Annotated in this window: 18 protein-coding genes; 4 read left to right on the top strand and 14 right to left on the bottom strand. The window is 63.4% G+C overall.

Annotated elements, in window-relative coordinates:
- Window positions 1-14 precede the first annotated feature (14 nt).
- The 11 genes from kdpA to ACSBM8_RS04605 all read right to left on the bottom strand — a co-directional run bounded on the left by kdpA (window position 15) and on the right by ACSBM8_RS04605 (window position 6545).
- Window positions 15-1718 carry a potassium-transporting ATPase subunit KdpA gene (gene kdpA, locus ACSBM8_RS04655; RefSeq protein ID WP_442680489.1) on the bottom strand — a complete coding sequence of 568 codons (1704 nt, stop codon included), beginning with the start codon at window positions 1716-1718 and terminating at the stop codon, window positions 15-17.
- Window positions 1719-1731: 13 nt separating this feature from the next.
- Window positions 1732-1821: a K(+)-transporting ATPase subunit F gene (gene kdpF, locus ACSBM8_RS04650; RefSeq protein ID WP_442680488.1), complete on the bottom strand. Its 90-nt coding sequence runs from the start codon at window positions 1819-1821 to the stop codon at window positions 1732-1734.
- Between the two features lie 291 nt (window positions 1822-2112).
- Window positions 2113-2439 carry an SMR family transporter gene (locus ACSBM8_RS04645; RefSeq protein ID WP_442680487.1) on the bottom strand — a complete coding sequence of 109 codons (327 nt, stop codon included), beginning with the start codon at window positions 2437-2439 and terminating at the stop codon, window positions 2113-2115.
- Between the two features lie 181 nt (window positions 2440-2620).
- A complete protein-coding gene (locus ACSBM8_RS04640) occupies window positions 2621-3520 on the bottom strand; it encodes an aspartyl protease family protein (RefSeq protein ID WP_442680486.1) in 900 nt (299 codons plus the stop codon).
- Window positions 3521-3566: 46 nt separating this feature from the next.
- On the bottom strand, window positions 3567-3788 hold the full coding sequence (locus tag ACSBM8_RS04635) for a helix-turn-helix domain-containing protein (protein WP_442680485.1): 222 nt from the start codon (window positions 3786-3788) through the stop codon (window positions 3567-3569).
- Window positions 3788-4393 carry a hypothetical protein gene (locus tag ACSBM8_RS04630; protein ID WP_442680484.1) on the bottom strand — a complete coding sequence of 202 codons (606 nt, stop codon included), beginning with the start codon at window positions 4391-4393 and terminating at the stop codon, window positions 3788-3790. The genes ACSBM8_RS04635 and ACSBM8_RS04630 overlap by 1 nt, the downstream gene beginning before the upstream one ends.
- Before the next feature lie 121 nt (window positions 4394-4514).
- Window positions 4515-5381, bottom strand: coding sequence for a transglutaminase family protein (locus ACSBM8_RS04625; protein ID WP_442680483.1), 867 nt, complete (start codon window positions 5379-5381; stop codon window positions 4515-4517).
- A 21-nt stretch (window positions 5382-5402) separates the two neighbouring features.
- On the bottom strand, window positions 5403-5639 hold the full coding sequence (locus ACSBM8_RS04620) for an antitoxin Xre/MbcA/ParS toxin-binding domain-containing protein (RefSeq protein ID WP_442680482.1): 237 nt from the start codon (window positions 5637-5639) through the stop codon (window positions 5403-5405).
- Window positions 5636-5827, bottom strand: a complete 192-nt coding sequence (locus ACSBM8_RS04615) for a hypothetical protein (RefSeq protein ID WP_442680481.1) — start codon at window positions 5825-5827, stop codon at window positions 5636-5638. Before ACSBM8_RS04615 ends, ACSBM8_RS04620 begins: the two co-directional genes overlap by 4 nt.
- A 243-nt stretch (window positions 5828-6070) precedes the next feature.
- Window positions 6071-6334, bottom strand: a complete 264-nt coding sequence (infA, locus tag ACSBM8_RS04610) for a translation initiation factor IF-1 (RefSeq protein WP_420138125.1) — start codon at window positions 6332-6334, stop codon at window positions 6071-6073.
- Window positions 6335-6338: 4 nt separating this feature from the next.
- Window positions 6339-6545 carry a cold-shock protein gene (locus ACSBM8_RS04605; protein ID WP_442680480.1) on the bottom strand — a complete coding sequence of 69 codons (207 nt, stop codon included), beginning with the start codon at window positions 6543-6545 and terminating at the stop codon, window positions 6339-6341.
- A 309-nt stretch (window positions 6546-6854) separates the two neighbouring features.
- Here ACSBM8_RS04605 and ACSBM8_RS04600 point away from each other — a divergent pair, with 309 nt between their 5' ends.
- Complete coding sequence (locus ACSBM8_RS04600) at window positions 6855-7073, top strand: hypothetical protein (protein ID WP_442680479.1); 219 nt, start codon at window positions 6855-6857, stop codon at window positions 7071-7073.
- Window positions 7074-7078: 5 nt separating this feature from the next.
- Here the strand turns inward: ACSBM8_RS04600 and ACSBM8_RS04595 are convergent, their stop codons facing one another.
- The 3 genes from ACSBM8_RS04595 to ACSBM8_RS04585 form a co-directional block, all read right to left on the bottom strand.
- Window positions 7079-7852, bottom strand: coding sequence for an ABC transporter permease (locus ACSBM8_RS04595; protein ID WP_442680478.1), 774 nt, complete (start codon window positions 7850-7852; stop codon window positions 7079-7081).
- Window positions 7849-8775, bottom strand: coding sequence for an ABC transporter ATP-binding protein (locus ACSBM8_RS04590; RefSeq protein ID WP_442680477.1), 927 nt, complete (start codon window positions 8773-8775; stop codon window positions 7849-7851). The genes ACSBM8_RS04595 and ACSBM8_RS04590 overlap by 4 nt, the downstream gene beginning before the upstream one ends.
- A gap of 70 nt (window positions 8776-8845) precedes the next feature.
- The gene (locus ACSBM8_RS04585; protein WP_442680476.1) at window positions 8846-9280 is read right to left on the bottom strand and encodes a MarR family winged helix-turn-helix transcriptional regulator; all 435 of its coding nucleotides are present in this window, start codon (window positions 9278-9280) and stop codon (window positions 8846-8848) included.
- Window positions 9281-9377: 97 nt separating this feature from the next.
- Between ACSBM8_RS04585 and ACSBM8_RS04580 the strand changes: the two genes are divergently transcribed.
- From ACSBM8_RS04580 to ACSBM8_RS04570, 3 genes are read left to right on the top strand one after another with little or no spacing between them, the layout of a single operon-like run.
- The gene (locus ACSBM8_RS04580) at window positions 9378-10520 is read left to right on the top strand and encodes an HlyD family secretion protein (RefSeq protein WP_442680475.1); all 1143 of its coding nucleotides are present in this window, start codon (window positions 9378-9380) and stop codon (window positions 10518-10520) included.
- On the top strand, window positions 10517-12076 hold the full coding sequence (locus tag ACSBM8_RS04575) for an MDR family MFS transporter (protein WP_442680474.1): 1560 nt from the start codon (window positions 10517-10519) through the stop codon (window positions 12074-12076). Before ACSBM8_RS04580 ends, ACSBM8_RS04575 begins: the two co-directional genes overlap by 4 nt.
- A 10-nt stretch (window positions 12077-12086) precedes the next feature.
- A complete protein-coding gene (locus tag ACSBM8_RS04570) occupies window positions 12087-13529 on the top strand; it encodes an efflux transporter outer membrane subunit (RefSeq protein ID WP_442680473.1) in 1443 nt (480 codons plus the stop codon).
- Window positions 13530-13661 lie beyond the last annotated feature (132 nt).

Below are 13661 nucleotides of genomic sequence, written 5' to 3'. Positions count from 1 at the left end.
GATTTGCGTCCCGATCAGGAGAGATTGCCGCTGATCATCGCAAGATGATCGGCGATGGGGCCAAGCGCGAGGCTCGGCAGGAAGGTAAGGCCGCCCATGATCAGGATGACCCCGATCAGAAGACCGACCCACAGCCCGCCCGTGGTGGGGAAGGAACCCGCGCTTTCCGGCGTGTGCTTCTTCGCCGCGAGGCTGCCGGCAATGGCGAGCATCGGTACGATCACGAAGAAGCGGCCGATCCACATGCATACCGCGAGCATGCCGTTGTAGAAGGGCGTTCCCGACGTGATCCCGCCAAAGGCCGACCCGTTATTGGCGACCGCGCTGGTGAAGGCGTAGAGTATCTCCGAGAAGCCGTGCGGCCCCTTGTTGAGCGGTCCGGCGAGCCCGGCCGTGGTGACGCTGGCAATGGCGGTGCCGCCCAGGATGGCCAGTGGCAGCGCCGCGATCGCCAGCACGGCCAGCTTCACTTCGCGGCTTTCGATCTTCTTGCCGACATATTCCGGCGTGCGCCCGACCATCAGGCCCGCGACGAACACGGCGAGGATGGCGAACAGCAGGAAGCCGTAAATGCCTGCGCCGACGCCACCGACGACGATCTCACCCAACTGCATGTTGAAGATCGGGATGAGCCCGCCGATCGCGGTGAAGCTGTCGTGCATGGCGTTGACGGCGCCGCAGGAGGCGGCGGTGGTAACGACGGCGAACAGAGAGGACGCCGCGGTGCCAAAGCGCACCTCCTTGCCCTCCATATTGCCGCCGACGAGGCCAAGCTGGTGCAGCATCGGGTTGCCCGCGGCTTCCTGCCAATAGCAAACCGCAACGCCGGCCGTGAACATGATCAACATGGCCGCCAGGATCGCCCAGCCCTGCCGCACATTGCCAACCGCCTTGCCGAAGCACCAAGTCAGGCCGACACCGATCGCGAAGATCGACAGCATCTGCACCAGATTGGTTAGCGCACTGGGATTTTCGAAAGGATGCGCGCTGTTGGCGTTGAAGAAGCCGCCGCCATTGGTGCCGAGCATCTTGATCGCTTCCTGCGACGCGACCGGCCCGAGGGCGATCACCTGCTTGGCACCTTCCACGGTGTTAGCAGTAACCTGTTGGGTGAGCGTTTGTGGCACGCCGCTCGCGATCAGATAAACCGCGTACAGCACGCAAATCGGCAACAGCAGGTAGAGCGTGACCCGCGTCATATCCGCCCAGAAATTGCCGAGCGTCGCCGCCTGACGGCGGGCGAAACCGCGGAACAGCGCAAAGGCAAGCGCAATGCCGGTCGCGGCCGAGGTGAAGTTGTGGATCGCCAGCGCCAGCATCTGGCTGAGGTTCGACATGGCCGCCTCGCCTGAATACCATTGCCAGTTGGTGTTGGTGGCGAAGCTCACCGCGGCGTTGGCGGCACCATCCGGCGTGATACCGGTCATGCCAGGCGCGTTGAGCGGCAGAGACGCCTGCAGCCGCAAGATGGCGTAGGTGAACAGCGTCAGTGCGACGTTGAACAGCAGCATGTGAACGGCATAGCGCCGCCAGCCCATCTCGGCGGCCGGATCGACGCCGGCGAGACGGTAAAAGCCGCGTTCGACCGGGCCGAGCGCGACATGAAGCGGCGTCCGACGCCCTTCATACAGCGCGAACAGCCACAGACCCATCGGCTTGGCGAGCGCCAGCAGGATGGCCAAAAATGCGAGGATCAGGATCCAGCCCTGGAGTGTCATGATGCCGCTCCCGTCAGAAGCGCTCGGGCCGCAAAAGCACGGCCACGAGATAGAGGAGAAGGCCAATCGCGGTGAACGCGGCGAGCCAGAGGTCGAGGGTCATGCTGCCAAGCCCCTCACGCATTGTCGCACAGCCGGACATAGGCGAGCGTTGCCGCTACCAGTCCCAGCATGATGCCGATCCAGATGATGTCCTGCACGTTAGGTCCTCGCGCTTAAACTCGAGGTTCCGCATTAGGCAGCACGCGCATAGGGAAACGAGATGGCGTGCCGAGCGACGGCATATGTTCTGCGTTAAAATCGCGATTATGCAGTGTGGGTCTTGCCTGATCGGGCGGGACTTAACGCCAGCAACGCACGGTCAAGGTCAGGACCGCTTGGAACAGGTCTGCACCTAGTGCACGACCTTCGAGAAGACGTTCATGACGATAACCCCGGCAATGATGAGGGCCATGCCGATCATTGCCGGCGCGTCCAGCTTTTGCCCATGAAATGCCCACGCCGCGCTCGCGATCAGCACGATTCCGACGCCGGACCAGATCGCATAAGCAACGCCCGTCGGGATCGTCTTTAAGACCTGCGAGAGACAGAAGAATGCGATGCCGTAGCCGATGGCGGTGACGATCGACGGCCCCAGCTTGGTGAAGCCGTTCGACTGCTTCATGAACGACGTCGCGATCACCTCGGCGAGGATCGCCACCCCCAGAATTGCATAGGCCATGAACGTTTATGCACTGTCCCGCCGAACTTTGTCGCGGGGTTTGTGACTTTCATCGTCACCGTGAAATGCGGGTTCGGTTGATCTACTATGCCGCTCGTCAGCCGCCGCGCTCCACCGCTGCCTCGGTGGATGTCGAATTGCACCGACGGATCGGTCCTTCCACATCCCGGCGATGCGCCGGTCAAACTGGTGCCTTGCAGCGTGAGCGATCGAACCAGAAGCGCTTTGCCTGGTGATCGTAGATCACCCTTAATCCCTGCATTGCGTTGATACCGAAGATCATGGCCGGCTTGTCCTCCAGGCCCCAGGCTTTGAAGACGGCCAGATCCGCGACCCGCACCGTCAGGCCTGTGATCCTGTAGCCGGCGAAGGCCATTGTCGCGACCTTGCCTTCGCGCGTTTCCGTCGCGCGTGACGCGACGCCATAGAGCGTTTCACCAGGTCCGAAATCAGCGCCATGCACATCAAGCCCAGCCGATCGGGCGAACGCCCCGTTGATCTGCGTGCCGCGTGAGCCCGTGTCGAGGATCGCCGTCCCACGGGCGCCATTTAGGATGACGGGGAAGCTGAGCTGCGTTCCGTCCAGAACCGATCCCCCCTCGACCATCACGGCCTTCGGCGAAACCAGTTGCCGCATGGACACCGGCTTGGCGATAAGCGTCACCGTGCGGCACGGATAATCGAACGTCGCAATCGCGCCATCCATGAGATCGTTGCCTGCGACACCGGCAGTTATTGCACGATCCCTGCGATCGGGAAGCCCCGTCACCGCGACGTCGCGGATGGTCCGGCCGTCCACGCTGATGCTGCCGAGACGATAGGTCGCCATCATTGCAGCGCCGGTCATCCCGGTCACACTGATCGCGGTGCCGGCGGCAAGACGCTGTTGCTTGGCGAACCAGTCATAGACGCTGGATTCGTCCGCCCCGGTATCGAGGATGAAGGGCACGGTTCCCTTCCCGTTGACGAAAGCGGGAACGACCAGATGGCCATTGCCGGCCGGGGTCATCGGCACGGATGTTCCGGCAGAGGTGCTGAGCAGCGCGCATAAGGCTGCAATCGCCGAAATTGGACGCATCATCTTCTCCATTAGTGCAGGGTGAAGGTTCGGCCTGACCGCCGCTCGATCAGGTGCCGGTCGGGCTATCCGGGTCGTATTCGAGCAGGTCGCCGGGCTGGCAGTCGAGATGTCGACAGATTGCGTCCAACGTCTCGAAGCGGAGACCTTTGACCTTGCCCGATTTGAAGAGCGACAGGTTCGCTTCGGTCGCGCCGATCGCGCGCGCCAGATCCTTGGAACGCATTTTCCGCTTTGCGAGCATCACGTCGAGACGGACGACAATCGCCATCAAAAGAATCCGGCACGGTCGCGCTCAATCTCCGAACCGAACGCAAGGATGTTCACGAACGCGAACAGAAGCGTGCCCAGCACTGCAGCATCAAGCTGGCGCAGTTCCAGCTTGAGCGGGACAGGGCTCATCCCCGCAAGATACAAGGTGGCGTGGGTGATGAGCGGCACAATGGCATAGGCGATCAGGGCCCATGCGATCCGCCGCATCAGCACTTCATTCTCGGTCGTGAAGACCAGGCCTCGGGCATGAAGACGGAAAAGGCCGATCAAGCTGGACAGGACGACCAGACCGGGGATCAGGCGCAACGTCAGCAGACCCGCCGCAAGTGTGGACTGCCAGATCCTGTAGCGCGAGATCGCAATGAAGCCGGACGGCAATCCGACCGGATCGTCCTTGGTGACGACAAAGGAAAAGCCGCCATTCAACATGCCAGCGCGGTCTCCGACACGAAACAGCAGCAACAGCACCTCCAGCGCAGCAGTCGCCGCCATGAGCGCCATGACGGCACACGCGACGACGAAGAAGAGCTGACCACGACGCGCCAGCCGATCGCGCGGTGCCGGTGGCTCGCTCTGTCCAAAGTGCCTTATGTGTCGAATCATGCCGCCTCCACGGCGACATCCAATGCGTGCTCTATTATCGTAAAACAATAATTATTTTCAAATCATCACAGAACGACGGCACGCTGATGCTGGGCACGCGCGACGCCGCAGCGGCATATCGTTACGGCGATCCGCCGGCCGTGACCTGCACGTCGACCTGCATGTCGACGAAATCCTCTGCCGCGCCGACATAGCCGCCGGTGATTGGCATGATCTGCGCGATGGTACGTGCGACCGCGACGGGCACGAGATTGGCGCTGCCCATGCGCGCATTGGTGGGATCGAAGGCAATCCAGCCAGCATCGGGCAGGTAGATTTCGGCCCAGGCATGGGTCGCCCCATGCTGTCCCTCGCCACCGCTGCTATCGTCATAAAGGTAACCTGACACTGCGCGCGCGGCAAAGCCGAGGCGGCGGGCGGTTTCGATGAACAGGGTCGCAAGATCGCGGCACGAGCCGCTGGCAAGCGCAAGCGTGTCCTCGGCCGACTGCGTGCCTTCTTCGTCGCGCTGGCGGTAGCCGATATCGCGATTGATGCGGCTGTTGATCGCCTGCAGCAGCGACAATGTATCGGACGGCAACTCGCCCCCGAACCCCGCCACCCAGGCCGCCAAGGCATCGTCCCGTCCGGTGGATGCCGGCACGAGCAGCGCGCCGAGATCGAGCAGCTCGTCGGGCGCGTAGGCGAAGGGATGACGATGCGCGGAAGGCGCGATCGTGAACACGGGCCACGCCTCTGCGCATTGTTCAACCAGCAAGTGGCTGTCGATGACCAAGCGATCGGTCGGCTCGGCAAACATAGCGGTGGCGATCAAGTTGCCGAACGCATCCTGGCTCCAATCAAGCCGGGCCGGCGGCGCGCAATCCAGCCGCCGGGTGACCAGCTTCAGATCATGCTGGCCGCGCGGGCACAGCAACAGCCGATGGGGCAGCAAGGCGACCGCACGGGCGTAAAGATAGGTCGTACGGTGATGGATCGTCAGCAGCACGGCACCATCCTAACCAGTTGGTCAGGCGGTCTTGCGCGCTGCCAAGGCACGTTCCACGCTCAACAGGCCTTCCGGGCTCGCGATCGCGAGATCCAGCGGACGGCCGCCGAGCGCGGGATCGTCGGTATTGAGAAAAGCGATCACCGCGTCGGACTTGCCGAGCGTGTCAAAGGCCAAGCTGGTCGCCCGCCCCTGCCGTGCAGCTTCCTCAGGCGAAAGACGCGGACCGGAAAAGCGATTGCGGAACGGTTTGTTCATGCGTCATTCCCTTCGGCTGGCCGCGCGGCATCGCGCATATTTTCGGCACGGATCGCGCGCTCCGCCATAAGGCGCCATGCCGCTTCGGAGCGCAAGCAGCTCTCCTTCACATTGGCGAGGTTGGTCGCTGCAGCCTGTTGAGCGGCGTCTTCCGCACGCGCCAGATACAAATCGCTGGTAGTAGACATAAGAAGGCTCCTGACCTGAAATTGCTTCCGGCGCGTGACAGGATCAGCCGAGCATTTCGGCAACGATCCGGCGCATATCCGCCCGCGACAAAGGCGAGCGCAGCTGCTGCTGCCTGGGAAGGTAAGATGTGGGAACGCGTGATTGGGCGCGGCGCGAATGCGCCACGGATGTCAGTGATTGTGTGTGCATATTTCCTGGTGCGCGCGTTGATCGCGCGCGTTTTCAAACAAAATGGTTGGTTGCTAGCGCCGGAATGTCCGCCGCTGCCCGGATCCAACGACGCGGGCCGTCGGTTCGCGGAAAATGATGCGCCCCTTATCGAGATCGTAAGGGGTCATTTCGACCTGAACACGATCGCCCACGACCGAACGAATGCGGTTACGCCGCATCCGTCCAGCCGTGTATGCGATGATCCTGTGATCATTGTCGAGCAGGACGCGGAAACGCCCGTCCGGCAAGATCTCATCGATCAGGCCGTCGAAGGTCATCAGATCTTCTTTGGCCATACGATTATGCAGCCTCGAGATTGACCGCCGATTCACGGCCACGCTGGTCGGCTTCGACCTCGTAGCGCAGGCGCTGGTTCTGATCGAGGGTTGCCATGCCGGCGCGCTCGACGGCGCTGATATGTACGAAGCTGTCCTTGCCGCCATCATCAGGCGCAATGAAGCCGAAGCCCTTATCGTTGTTGAAGAATTTTACGGTGCCTACTGGCATGGATGTTTCCTTTCACGAAAACGGGGTTTCCCCCGGCAAAGCGCCGGAAGGGCCGTGAAGCGTGAAATGGAACAATTGCCGTTGAAGGCATCGAATTCCGTCGCAGGCGACGTTAGCATCTTCCAAATAGGCTATGATCCCGGGAAAATCAACCTGCGCCGGCGGCCGGGTTGATCCGATGCATGATTGCCGGATTATTTCCGTATCGATTGCGCGCCTGTCAAACAGCGCGACTCTGTTTCCAATCTATGCTAGACATAGCGCGCCTATTCCGGCTGGCGCGGCGAGACCGCGCAGGAGATTTTCACAATGTCACGCGCACTGAACCTCGATGCTCCGCAGGAGCATGTCCTCGCCACGTGCGTGAAGCAGAAGGTCGCGATCACCCAGATCGAGGCTCTCGTTTCCGGCGGGACCCGCATCGTCCTGAAGAATGGCGACGATGCCGCGACGATCGGTCGCATCTACAAGAGCAAGGTCATCACCGGCCCGGTATCGCGGATCCCCTCCCGTATGATGCATGCCTGAAAGGTTCAGGGCTTCAGCCGCCAGCCGGTCTTGAAGATCCACCAGAGCAGGACAAGACACGCGACCAGGAAGCCCGCGGTGACTGCGAGGCTTTCGGCGACGCCGACATCGCCAACCCCGTAGAAGCTCCAGCGAAATCCGCTGACCAGGTAGACGACGGGATTGAACAGGCTGACCGTGCGCCACGGTTCGCGCAGCATGTCGATCGGGTAAAAGGCCCCGCCCAGGAATGTGAGCGGGGTCACGATCAACGCCGGTATGATCGCCAGCTGCTCAAAGCTTTTCGCCCAGATGCCGATGATGAAGCCGAACAGGCTGAACGCGATCGACGTCAGCAGCAGGAATGCCACCATCCACACCGGATGGACGATCCGCACGTCGGTAAAGAAGGTCGACGTCACCAGGATGATCAGGCCGATCACAACTGACTTGGTGGCGGCCGCGCCCCCATAGGCTGCGACCGTCTCCACATAGGACATCGGCGCCGACAGGATCTCGAAGATCGTGCCGGTGAACTTCGGGAAATAGATGCCGATGGACGCATTGCTGATGCTCTGCGTCAGCAAGGTCAGCATGATCAGGCCGGGGACGATGAACCCGCCATATTCCACGTCTCCGCCGAGCTTGGGCATGCGCGATCCGATCGCCCCGCCAAAGACGATGAAATATAACGCGGTGGTGATGACCGGCGTGGCGATGCTCTGCCACACGGTGCGCAACGTGCGCGCCATTTCGGTCTTGTAGATCGCCTTCATGCCGAACGCGTTGATGCCGCTCATGCCGGACGCTCCACCAAAGTCACGAAAATATCCTCCAGCGAACTCCGCGAGGTGTCGAGATCGCGATAGTCGATGCCAAGCTCGCCCATCCGCCGCAGTAACGAGGGCATGCCCGTGTCTTCGGCTTCCGCATCGAACGTATAGACCAGTTGCGATCCATCCTGTTCGAGTGTGAGCGGCCATGCCGCCAAAGCGGCCGGCACAGCCTCCATCGGTTCCTGCAACGCAAGCGTGAGCCGCCGTTTGCCAAGCTTGCGCATCAGCGCCGCTTTCTCTTCCACCAGCAGGACGCGGCCATGATCGATCACGCCCACGCGATCGGCCATCTCCTCCGCCTCCTCGATATAATGGGTGGTGAGGATGATCGTGGTGCCCTTCTCGCGCAGCTTGCGCACGAGCGCCCACATATCGCGCCGCAGGTTGACGTCGACGCCCGCCGTGGGCTCGTCGAGGAAGAGCAGGTCGGGCTCGTGGCTGAGGGCCTTGGCGATCATCACCCGGCGCTTCATGCCGCCCGATAGTTCGATGATCTTGCTGTCGCGCTTGTCCCATAGCGACAGATCGCGCAGCAATTGTTCGATATAGGCGGGATTAGGGGCACGTCCGAACAGCCCGCGGCTAAAGCTTACCGTGCCGAAGACGGTTGCGAAAATATCGACGGCGACTTCCTGCGGCACGAGACCGATTTTCGCGCGTGCCGCCCGATAATCCGTGGCGATATCATGTCCGTCGACGGTGATCGTGCCGGACGTGATCGAGACCGTACCGCAGACGAGGCTGATCAGGGTCGTCTTGCCCGCGCCGTTGGGCCCGAGCAGGGCGAAGATCTCGCCCCGCTGGATCTCCAGATCGACATGATCGAGGGCGACGAGCCCCGACTTGTAACGCTTGGTCGCGGCGGCGACGGAAAGGATTGGCGGCATGGACGCCCTTTAAAGCGAGGTCGGAAAAAGCGTTACGACGCGGCGAGGATGACGCCCATGTGGGGACGCATCAATCGACGTCAATCTGTTCGAGCCGATCATTCATTTTGTGCAACGCCCTGGACAGCGCTTGCCGCTCCTCATCCGACAATATGCCAAAGACCTCGGTGAGAAATTTTTGCCGGACCGGCTCGGATGCCGCGAGGGCCGCCTCGCCTGCCGGCGTAATTGAAAGGCGCTTGGCGCGCCGGTCGCTGGGGTCCGGCGTGCGCTGGACAAGGCCATCCCGTTCCAGCGCGTCGATCGCTTCGGTGACGGTTCGCGGCGAAAATCCGAAGGTGGTGCCGATGTCCGCCGAACGCGCCGCGCCTTCGTTGGCGATAAACTTCAGCAATTTGGCCCGCGCCAGTGACACGCCTTCCATCTTCATCGCCCGGTCAATCGCCCGGTGCGCGCGCAAATAGAAATTACGCAGCTCGTCCGCGATTTCGTTGAGATCCGTCACTGGAAATCACATGGTCCCATATTAAATGGGCTTGCCACAGCTTCGTTACAGACGCAACAAGCCGGCCACGAGTCGGATGATACGGAACGAAATCGACATGACAGACGATGCGCAGGGCGCACCCGGCGATGCCAAGCCGGCGTCCGCACGCGGACGGACATTCCGTCGCGCGCTGCTAATTCTCGGCCCGTTGGCGCTGATCCTGCTGCTGGCATGGTTCATCCATTATGAGACGCGCGGCAAATATGTAGAAAGCACCAACGACGCCTATCTGCGGGCGGATTCCGTAACCGTATCGCCCAAGATATCCGGCTATGTGGAGCAGGTACTGGTCGCCGACAACCAGGATGTGAAGGCCGGCCAGCCCCTCGTTCGCATCGATCCGCGGGATTATCGCGCCCAATCGGCACAATTCCAGGCGCAGGTCGACGTGGCCGAGGCCAATGCCGCCAACGTCCGCGCGACGATCGGCGAACAGCAAGCCGCGATCAGCCAGGCGCGGGCCGAGCTCGCGGTCGCTCGCAGCGATGCGCGCTTCGCTGCCGAGGAAGTCACGCGCTACACGCCGCTTGCCGCATCCGGCGCGGAAACCCGCGAGAAATTGAACACGCTGCGCAATCAGGCCGCGCAAGCCGCGAGCCGGGTCGCCGCACAACAGGCGGCCCTGACCAGCGCCGAGCGCCGCATCGGATCGCTGAAGGCGCAGATCCGCCAGGCACGCGCGCAAGGCGAAAGCGCACAGGCGCAATTACGCGCGGCGAACGTCAATGTTGGGTCGACGGTGGTACGGGCCAGCGTCGACGGGCGCGTTGGCGATAAGACCGTACGCGTTGGGCAGTTCGTGCAATCGGGTACGCGGATGATGTCGGTCGTCCCCCTCGGCGCGCTCTACGTCGCCGCCAATTTCAAGGAGACGCAGATCGGCCGGATGCGGGTCGGCCAGCCGGTGACAGTCGAGGTCGATGCGCTGCCGGGGGTCCATTTGCGCGGCCGGGTACAGAGCGTATCCCCAGGCACCGGGGCCGAATTCTCGCTGCTGCCGCCGCAGAATGCGACGGGCAATTTCACCAAGATCGTGCAGCGGGTGCCAGTGCGGATTGCCATCGAGGCCGGGCCGGAAGCGCGCGCCGTGCTGGTGCCGGGCCTCTCCTTGACGGTGAAGGTCGATACGATCTCGGCCAAGGGTGCTGAAGATCGCATCAAGGATCAGCAGAAAAGACTGAATCAGGCCGCCCGGTGAGCAGCGCTGCCGCCTCGCAAGCGCCCGACCATCTGGAGCGGGCGGACACGGCCGCCTGGCTGGCGGTCGCCGCCGGCACGCTGGGCGCGCTGATGGCGACGCTCGACATCTCGATCGTCAATTCCTCCCTGCCCACGATCCAGGGGGAGATCGGCGCCAGCGGCACCGAGGGCACGTGGATCGCGACCGCCTATCTGGTGGCGGAAATCATCATCATTCCGCTTGCCGGCTGGCTCGAGCGGCTACTGGGCCTGCGGACCTTGCTGCTGACGGCGGCGATCCTGTTCACGATCTTCTCGATGGTCTGCGGCCTGTCCAACACACTGACGATGATGATCATCGGCCGCGTCGGCCAGGGCTTCACCGGCGGTGCGATGATCCCGACCGCGCAGACCATCATCGCCACCCGCCTGCCCCGCCACCAGCAGCCGATCGGCACCGCCATGTTCGGTGCGACCGCCGTGCTCGGCCCCGTCGTAGGGCCCGTGATCGGCGGCTGGCTGACCGAGAATGTCAGCTGGCATTATGCCTTCTTCCTCAACCTGCCTGTCTGCGCCGCGCTCGTCGTGCTGCTGCTCGTCGGCCTGCCCCACAACAAGCCCAAGCTGGACGTGCTGCGCGAGGCCGACTGGCTCGGCATCGCCGGTCTGGCCTTCGGGTTGGGCGGGCTGACGGTGGTGCTGGAAGAAGGGGAGCGCGAGCAATGGTTCTCCTCGCCCACTATCTGCTGGCTGGCGGTGATGTCCGCGATCGGCTTCCTCCTGCTGTTCGCAGGTCAGGCCGTGGCGAAACGCCCGGTGATCCGGCTCAAGCTGCTGCTCGACCGTCAATTTGGCAGCGTGGTCGCGATGGTGACGGTCGTGGGCATGGTGATTTACGGCACCTCCTATGTGATCCCCCAATTCCTTGCGACGGTGGCGGGCTACAACAGTTTCCAGGCGGGCGTGATCGTGCTGCTGTCGGGCGTGCCGACGCTGATGCTCATCGCGATCACGCCGATCCTGATGCGCGCCTTCGATATCCGCGTCGCAGTCTCGATCGGCATGGGCCTGCTTGCGCTGAGCGCTTATATGGAAACCGATCTGACCGCGCTCTCGACCGGCGGCGCCTTCGTCTATTCGCAGCTGCTGCGCGGGACGGGCACGATCTTCGCGATGCTGTTCCTCAATCAGGCGGCGATCCAATCGGTGCCCCGCGAGCAGGCGAGCGATGCGGCCGGCCTGTATAATGCGGCCCGTAATCTTGGCGGCTCGCTCGCTTTGGCGGGCATCGCGGTGATCCAGGACCAGCGGCTATGGCTCCACAGCCGGCGGATGGAGGAGACGCTGTCGGCCAACTCGGTCGACGTGCAAACCTACGTCGCGGGTCAATCGCAGGCGCTGGGCAGCCAGAGCGCCGCGCTCCGCGCGCTGGAAGCCACGATCCAGACCCAGGCGCTGACCATGACCTATATCGATTTATTCTGGATCCTGACGGTCGGCATATTGTGCGTGTCGCCGCTGATCCTGTTCCTGCGGCCGTTGCAGCGGGGGCGTGCCCCCGTGGCGGCGCATTAAGGACCCTCGGATGCGCACCTTCGCTTTCTTCGCCTTCCCGCTGGCCGGCCTGTTGCTGGCCGGCTGCACGGTAGGACCCAATTATACGGGACCGCCGGCCGCCGCAGGCGATCTCAGCCATGCCGGCTTTGCCCGCGTCGGCGACCTGGCGGTCGCTCCGGCGCCGGGGGTGGCGCGCTGGTGGGAGCAACTGAACGATCCGACGCTCAACGCGCTGGAAACGCAGGCACTTGCGGCTAGCCCCGATCTGGCCGCGGCGGCGGCCCGCCTGCGGCAGGCACGCGCCGCATTCCACCTGGAACGTGCCAATCAGGCGCCGACCGCAAGCGCCGTGGCGCTATATGCGCATGCACGGCTTCCCGGCGTCGATCTGGGCGGCGGGAACAGCAGCCCCGATAATGACAGCGGCTCCGGCACGACGACCAGCCTGAACCTGTACAATGTCGGCTTCGATGCGAGCTGGGAGATCGACCTGTTCGGTGGCCAGCGCCGCACGATCGAGGCCGCGCGTGCCGAGGCGCAATCGGCCGAAGCCAGTCTGGCCGATGCGCAGGTCAGCCTCACCGCCGAAATCGCCCAAGCCTATGTCAATCTGCGCGATCGCCAGCAGCGGATCGCGCTCAACGCCCAATCGGTTGCGATGCAGGAGCAGATGCTGGCGCTGACCCGTCAGCGCTTCGGACAGGGCACGGCGTCCCGGCTGGACGTGGTCCGCCTGCAGACGCAGCTGGAGAATACGCGTGCGGATACCGTCCCGCTGGATGCGGAGCGGGAGCAATATCTTGACGAACTAGCCACGCTCACCGGCCAGGCGCCGGGCGCGGTCGACGCCGCCCTGGCGCAGGCGGCGCCCGTGCCCTTGCCGCCGACCGCGGTCGCAATCGGCGATCCCGCCGCGCTGCTGCAACGCCGGCCGGACATTCGGGCGGCCGAACGGACATTGGCGGCGCGCACCGCGCGGATTGGCGCGGCACAAGCCGCCCGTTTCCCGCGGTTGAGCCTGATGGGTCTGATCGGCCTTGGCGGCACATCACTGTCGGACCTGTCCGATCTTGGTAACGTGGCTGCCTTAGGGGCGCCGCAGCTCAGCTGGAGCTTTCTGGATTTCGGCCGCAACAAAGCGCGGGTAACGCAGGCCGAGGCCGCGCGCGACGAGGCCGCCGCGCAATATCGCGGGGCGGTGCTGGCCGCGCTGCGCGATGCCGAGGGATCGCTGTCGCGCTATCGCAACCGTCGGCTGGTGGTGGCGGCGCAGGCGCGCGCGCAGCTCTCGGCGGACGAGGCGGTGGCGCTGTCGCTGCAACGCTATCGGGCGGGCACGACGACCTTGACCGATCTTCTGGACACCCAGCGCCAGCAAATTGCGGTTCGGCAAAATCTGTCGCTGGCACAGGCGGGGCTGACACAGGATTTCGTGGCGATCCAAAAGGCTCTGGGGCTGGGCTGGAGCTGACGGCAGCGTCTCTGGTCATCGTCGCGAAAGAATATCCCATAAATAGGCAAGTCGATGCGGAGCCATTACCTACGCTCCGCGTTCAGGGGGCACGTTCGGACAGGGGCCTCCCGATCCGGGCGAGTGATTGAA

Origin of the sequence: Sphingomonas sp. ASY06-1R (genome assembly GCF_052180265.1) — a bacterium.
GTDB lineage: Bacteria > Pseudomonadota > Alphaproteobacteria > Sphingomonadales > Sphingomonadaceae > Sphingomonas_I.
The sequence above is the reverse complement of the archived record's forward strand: the minus strand, read 5'-3'. Positions and strand labels throughout refer to the sequence as shown.

Excerpts from the sequence above, each read along its gene's own strand:
- kdpA (WP_442680489.1), bottom strand. The coding sequence starts at position 1,718 with ATGACACTCCAGGGCTGGATCCTGATCCTCGCATTTTTGGCCATCCTG.
- kdpF (WP_442680488.1), bottom strand. The coding sequence starts at position 1,821 with ATGACCCTCGACCTCTGGCTCGCCGCGTTCACCGCGATTGGCCTTCTC.
- ACSBM8_RS04645 (WP_442680487.1), bottom strand. The coding sequence starts at position 2,439 with ATGGCCTATGCAATTCTGGGGGTGGCGATCCTCGCCGAGGTGATCGCG.
- ACSBM8_RS04640 (WP_442680486.1), bottom strand. The coding sequence starts at position 3,520 with ATGATGCGTCCAATTTCGGCGATTGCAGCCTTATGCGCGCTGCTCAGC.
- ACSBM8_RS04635 (WP_442680485.1), bottom strand. The coding sequence starts at position 3,788 with ATGGCGATTGTCGTCCGTCTCGACGTGATGCTCGCAAAGCGGAAAATG.
- ACSBM8_RS04630 (WP_442680484.1), bottom strand. The coding sequence starts at position 4,393 with ATGATTCGACACATAAGGCACTTTGGACAGAGCGAGCCACCGGCACCG.
- ACSBM8_RS04620 (WP_442680482.1), bottom strand. The coding sequence starts at position 5,639 with ATGAACAAACCGTTCCGCAATCGCTTTTCCGGTCCGCGTCTTTCGCCT.
- ACSBM8_RS04615 (WP_442680481.1), bottom strand. The coding sequence starts at position 5,827 with ATGTCTACTACCAGCGATTTGTATCTGGCGCGTGCGGAAGACGCCGCT.
- infA (WP_420138125.1), bottom strand. The coding sequence starts at position 6,334 with ATGGCCAAAGAAGATCTGATGACCTTCGACGGCCTGATCGATGAGATC.
- ACSBM8_RS04605 (WP_442680480.1), bottom strand. The coding sequence starts at position 6,545 with ATGCCAGTAGGCACCGTAAAATTCTTCAACAACGATAAGGGCTTCGGC.
- ACSBM8_RS04600 (WP_442680479.1), top strand. The coding sequence starts at position 6,855 with ATGTCACGCGCACTGAACCTCGATGCTCCGCAGGAGCATGTCCTCGCC.
- ACSBM8_RS04595 (WP_442680478.1), bottom strand. The coding sequence starts at position 7,852 with ATGAGCGGCATCAACGCGTTCGGCATGAAGGCGATCTACAAGACCGAA.
- ACSBM8_RS04590 (WP_442680477.1), bottom strand. The coding sequence starts at position 8,775 with ATGCCGCCAATCCTTTCCGTCGCCGCCGCGACCAAGCGTTACAAGTCG.
- ACSBM8_RS04580 (WP_442680475.1), top strand. The coding sequence starts at position 9,378 with ATGACAGACGATGCGCAGGGCGCACCCGGCGATGCCAAGCCGGCGTCC.
- ACSBM8_RS04570 (WP_442680473.1), top strand. The coding sequence starts at position 12,087 with ATGCGCACCTTCGCTTTCTTCGCCTTCCCGCTGGCCGGCCTGTTGCTG.